Here is a 3,823-nt window from a genome sequence, read left to right as displayed (position 1 = left end):
GGTGTGATGAGTGGATCTTCGAGCTCGCCCTCCGTCATTGGCCAACCGCCGACTGGAAGAATTGCACGATCTGCGCCGAGCCAAACACAAGGACGATGCCGAAGATGACGCTGCCGGCGATGCCCCACGTCAGCCGCCCGCTCCAGGCGAAGAGGCCGCAGGCGATGACCGCAAGCGTGGCGAGCGCTGTCGCGATCGGGCCCGTCAGGGTCGATACGAGTTGCTGGAGCGTTGATTGAACCGGCTGGAGCGTGCCGCCCGTCGATTGGGCGAACGCGTCGGCCGCCGTGACCAGGAGCAACGATCCTGCCAGTGTGATGCGTGCAAACGATGACTTCATCCGTTCCTCCGTTCAGTCGATGTGCATGACGAAACCGTTGTCCCAGCCCGCCTTTGCGGTCGGCGCTGCGGCAACGGGTGATGGGGCTGACTTCGGCGTGCCCGGTTCGATCAGGTCGGGCGCGTCGGCAATGAGCGCCCGCCTGTCACGCTTGGCCTGACCGCCCGGCGCTGGCCACGTGTAAAAGTCGTTGATGACCTGTGCGACGAAGCGGACCGTCTCCGGGAAGGGCGGAACGCCACGGTTCTTTTCCACCGCGTCTTCGCCCGCATTGTAGGCGGCGAGGATGAAAAACGGATTCTGGTACTTCTCGTGGAGCGCCCTGAGGAAGCGCACACCCCCCAGCACATTGCCGGCGGGGTCGCAGATATCGACCTTGAAGCGCTGCGCCGTCTCGGGCTCGAGCTGCATCAGGCCGTACGCGCCCTTGTCGGAGAGCGCTGTCGAGTTGAATTGGCTTTCGCTCTTGGCGACCGACATCACCAGATCGGGGAAGAAGTTCTCCTCGGTCGCGACGCGGGTGATAAGGGCGCGCGCCTCATCCGGACTGAGCGGTTTGGCGTCGGCACATGGTGACGTTGAGGTGATCCGGCCAATCCGCTGCGGCACGGCATCCTCAGTCGGCATCGGAACGATGCGCCCTGAATCGTCGATAACGGCAAGCTGGCGGGGCTCGGCGATATCCTGCGCCCACGCCCCGGAATACGTCACCATGACACACAATCCGATCGCCACGCCGCGAATCGCCATGCCAGCCGCCTCCATTTTCCAATAGACAATATATTGAATGTTGATACGTTGGCAACAGGAAGAAACATCGGTCACGACATGAGCCCTCGGGAGCGAAGGATGAAGCGGGCACCGCATCTGGTCATGATAGGGATGGCATTGCTGGGGCTCGTCCCCATGCGTGCCGCGCAGGCGCAGGACGCCTCGTTCGGCTGCAAAGTGCTGCTGTGCGCGGCCGCCACCGCGCCAAGCTGGTCAGGCATTCCTTATTGCGTGCCGGTGATGCAGGACCTCTTTCGCCGGCTCGCGCACGGTGGCGGCTGGCCGACCTGCCCCGAGGGCAATGCGAGCGGTCTTGGATATGAGCCGTATCAGCCCTGCCCCGCCGGAATGACGGCCGCCCAGGGCGGTCCCGACGGAAACGGCGGATTGACGCCGACGGCGAACGGCAATCTCTGCGTCGACTTCTCGAAACCACGGCGGGTCTGTTTCGGTGGTCACGGCGACTGCAGCACCGAATATCCGACCACCTCACGCGCCATGCGCAGCGATCCCTATTTCGTCGACATCTCGACAGCGAACGGCACGCAGCGCTTTTACTTCTCACTGCAGGGTTATTGAGATGGCGAGCCCGCGACTTGCCGCTCTTGCGCTTTTCTCTCTCCTTGCGGGAGGGCCGGCTACCGCGCAGGTCGCTTCACCAGGCTGGTTTCCCGTCCCACCGGACGCGGCGTTCGACACTGGCGACAGCTGGTCAAACGCCGGGACGACATATCGGCTCTATGGTGTCCAGTCGTGCCTTCGCGGCACGAGCTTCACCAATGCCCATGGAATCAAGCGTGATTGCGGCGAGGCGTCACTCGCCATGCTTGTCGCGCTGATCCGCGATCTCAAACCGCAATGTTACGAGGCGGCCGAGGCACCGCAGACGAAGACCGCCTTCGTCTTCTGCGTTGCCGTGCGAACCGAGGGAGCCGGAAAAGGTTCGCGGATCGATCTCGGCACGGCGCTGATCGCGACCGGCTTTGCCTTTGCCGCGCTCAAGCCCGACGGATCCGCAGTGCACGCGCCCTATCTCGAGGCGCAACGTGTGGCCCAGAACAGCCATACCGGCTTATGGGCCTTTCGCGACCTTCCCGATCCGAACGCCATCATTCTGCGCGCGCTCCGCCAGGCTTCGCCATCGGCGAGCGCATCGCCGCCGCCCCCATAAGCTCGATCAACGCACCAGGGAGAATAGCCTTGCGAACCACCAATTTATTCATCCTGCGCGGCCGTGTCGGCCAAGCGCCGAAAGCGTTCAACAAGGCGGCGAAGATCAGCGTCGCGACCGATCGGGCGTGGACCGACGGCAAGGGCGAGCGTCGCGAGGAAACCGATTGGGTAACGGTCACGATCCTCAACGAAAAGTCCGCAGAGTGGGCCCTCTCCAACGTGGCAAAGGGCGACGCTGTTTATGCCGAATGCCGTATCGCGGATGGATCCTACAAGGGCAAGGACGGCGAGACCGTCTACACGACGGACATCATCGCGAGCGTCTTCCACAAGCTTGATCTCGGAACGCGCGACGATGCGGCTGCGTGAGGCCGGCTCGTTGGCGCTCGTCGGCCTTGTGGCGCTCACGGCCTTGCCGTGCCGTGCGCAGAACAGCGCTGATCCGGAAAACCTCTATCAGCCGAAGCTTGCCGCGCAATTACCGCCGCTGCGGGTCGAAGTCATCGACGGCACCCGCTTTCGCGACATTGAAACGAAAATGGTTTTCCGCCTCTATGGGATCGACGCGTGCGCGCCCGAACAGACAGCGTCGCTCGGGCGTCAGCCCTGGCCGTGCGGCACGATGGTCAGAGCCTGGCTTGTAACGGCGACCCTCAACAGCTGGGTCGCCTGTACGGTCATCAGCGACGAGCCCGGCGAGCGCCTCGCCCGCTGCGCCACGGCCGGCCATCGCGATCTTGCGGCCGACATGCTGCGCGACGGCGTTGCCGTTGTGGCGCCCGCCGCGGCCGGTGAGCCGGTGATCCGAGAATATGCCGCCGCCGAAACAGCGGCTCGAAAAGCCTATCGCGGCATTTGGTCGAGCACCTTCCAGATGCCATGGGACTGGCGAGCCGCCCATAAGGCGACTGCGGCTGTGGCAGCGCGCGCCGAGGCGACCCCATGACCACGCGAAAGCTGATTGCCTTCCTCCCGTTGCTCGTCGCGCTTGCCGGCTGCGCCGCGCGCGACCAGACGACGCTCATCCCGCCCTCCGGACCGGACGCCCTCTACACGCCCGAGCGCGTCGTGCCCGGCCGCCTCGAATACGCGCCCGACCGGTCGACCTTCGCCCCGATCCTGACAGAGCGATCCGCATATCCGACGCAGCCCGAGGCGAACGCGGCCTATCTGCGGCTCCTTGCCGCCGCGCCTGCCGGCGCCGCCTATCCCGCCTCGGTGTGGCTCTTCGGATGTAAACCCGGCGCCCTCGACGCACTGACCGCGCGCATCACACGCTATCGCGTTCCTGTGGTGCATTGCGCGACCGACTTTCTCGATCCCGACGGCCGCAGGGTCATGCGCGAGACGGCAAATTTCTACTACGACAATCGCATCTGGTCGATGCAGCCCGTCTATCCGCCGAGGTCGAGCGTCGCGTGGCGCAATCGCGAACGCTCGCCGAAGGATTTCTGGTGGTGGCTGCCGGGCAGGCCTCGTTACGAATAGGGGACCACCTCATGCGCCGGCAGCGTTCGCCATTGATACAATATATTAGAT

Annotated in this window: 7 protein-coding genes; 5 read left to right on the top strand and 2 right to left on the bottom strand. The window is 64.5% G+C overall.

What is annotated here, in order from left to right; all coding sequences use genetic code 11:
- Positions 1–34 precede the first annotated feature (34 nt).
- Together IED13_RS28380 and IED13_RS28375 are read right to left on the bottom strand one after the other, a co-directional pair.
- The gene (locus tag IED13_RS28380) at positions 35–340 is read right to left on the bottom strand and encodes a TrbC/VirB2 family type IV secretion system protein (RefSeq protein WP_019200166.1); all 306 of its coding nucleotides are present in this window, start codon (positions 338–340) and stop codon (positions 35–37) included.
- Positions 341–352: 12 nt separating this feature from the next.
- On the bottom strand, positions 353–1,090 hold the full coding sequence (locus IED13_RS28375; protein ID WP_191126124.1) for a lytic transglycosylase domain-containing protein: 738 nt from the start codon (positions 1,088–1,090) through the stop codon (positions 353–355).
- A gap of 99 nt (positions 1,091–1,189) precedes the next feature.
- On the opposite strand from IED13_RS28375, the gene IED13_RS28370 reads away from it, so the two are divergent.
- From IED13_RS28370 to IED13_RS28350, 5 genes are all read left to right on the top strand, one after another.
- Positions 1,190–1,690: a hypothetical protein gene (locus IED13_RS28370; protein WP_191126123.1), complete on the top strand. Its 501-nt coding sequence runs from the start codon at positions 1,190–1,192 to the stop codon at positions 1,688–1,690.
- Between the two features lie 244 nt (positions 1,691–1,934).
- Positions 1,935–2,282 carry a hypothetical protein gene (locus tag IED13_RS29295; RefSeq protein ID WP_019200163.1) on the top strand — a complete coding sequence of 116 codons (348 nt, stop codon included), beginning with the start codon at positions 1,935–1,937 and terminating at the stop codon, positions 2,280–2,282.
- Between the two features lie 29 nt (positions 2,283–2,311).
- A complete protein-coding gene (locus tag IED13_RS28360) occupies positions 2,312–2,653 on the top strand; it encodes a single-stranded DNA-binding protein (RefSeq protein ID WP_191126121.1) in 342 nt (113 codons plus the stop codon).
- Complete coding sequence (locus tag IED13_RS28355; RefSeq protein ID WP_248312817.1) at positions 2,640–3,230, top strand: thermonuclease family protein; 591 nt, start codon at positions 2,640–2,642, stop codon at positions 3,228–3,230. The genes IED13_RS28360 and IED13_RS28355 overlap by 14 nt, the downstream gene beginning before the upstream one ends.
- Positions 3,227–3,772 (top strand): hypothetical protein, encoded by a 546-nt coding sequence (locus IED13_RS28350; RefSeq protein WP_191126119.1) that lies wholly within the window; start codon positions 3,227–3,229, stop codon positions 3,770–3,772. Before IED13_RS28355 ends, IED13_RS28350 begins: the two co-directional genes overlap by 4 nt.
- Positions 3,773–3,823: the final 51 nt, after the last annotated feature.

This window comes from Allobosea spartocytisi (genome assembly GCF_014764685.1).
Lineage (GTDB): Bacteria > Pseudomonadota > Alphaproteobacteria > Rhizobiales > Beijerinckiaceae > Allobosea > Allobosea spartocytisi.
The sequence above is the reverse complement of the archived record's forward strand: the minus strand, read 5'-3'. Positions and strand labels throughout refer to the sequence as shown.

Excerpts from the sequence above, each read along its gene's own strand:
- IED13_RS28355 (WP_248312817.1), top strand. The coding sequence starts at position 2,640 with ATGCGGCTGCGTGAGGCCGGCTCGTTGGCGCTCGTCGGCCTTGTGGCG.
- IED13_RS28350 (WP_191126119.1), top strand. The coding sequence starts at position 3,227 with ATGACCACGCGAAAGCTGATTGCCTTCCTCCCGTTGCTCGTCGCGCTT.
- IED13_RS28380 (WP_019200166.1), bottom strand. The coding sequence starts at position 340 with ATGAAGTCATCGTTTGCACGCATCACACTGGCAGGATCGTTGCTCCTG.
- IED13_RS28370 (WP_191126123.1), top strand. The coding sequence starts at position 1,190 with ATGAAGCGGGCACCGCATCTGGTCATGATAGGGATGGCATTGCTGGGG.
- IED13_RS28375 (WP_191126124.1), bottom strand. The coding sequence starts at position 1,090 with ATGGCGATTCGCGGCGTGGCGATCGGATTGTGTGTCATGGTGACGTAT.
- IED13_RS29295 (WP_019200163.1), top strand. The coding sequence starts at position 1,935 with ATGCTTGTCGCGCTGATCCGCGATCTCAAACCGCAATGTTACGAGGCG.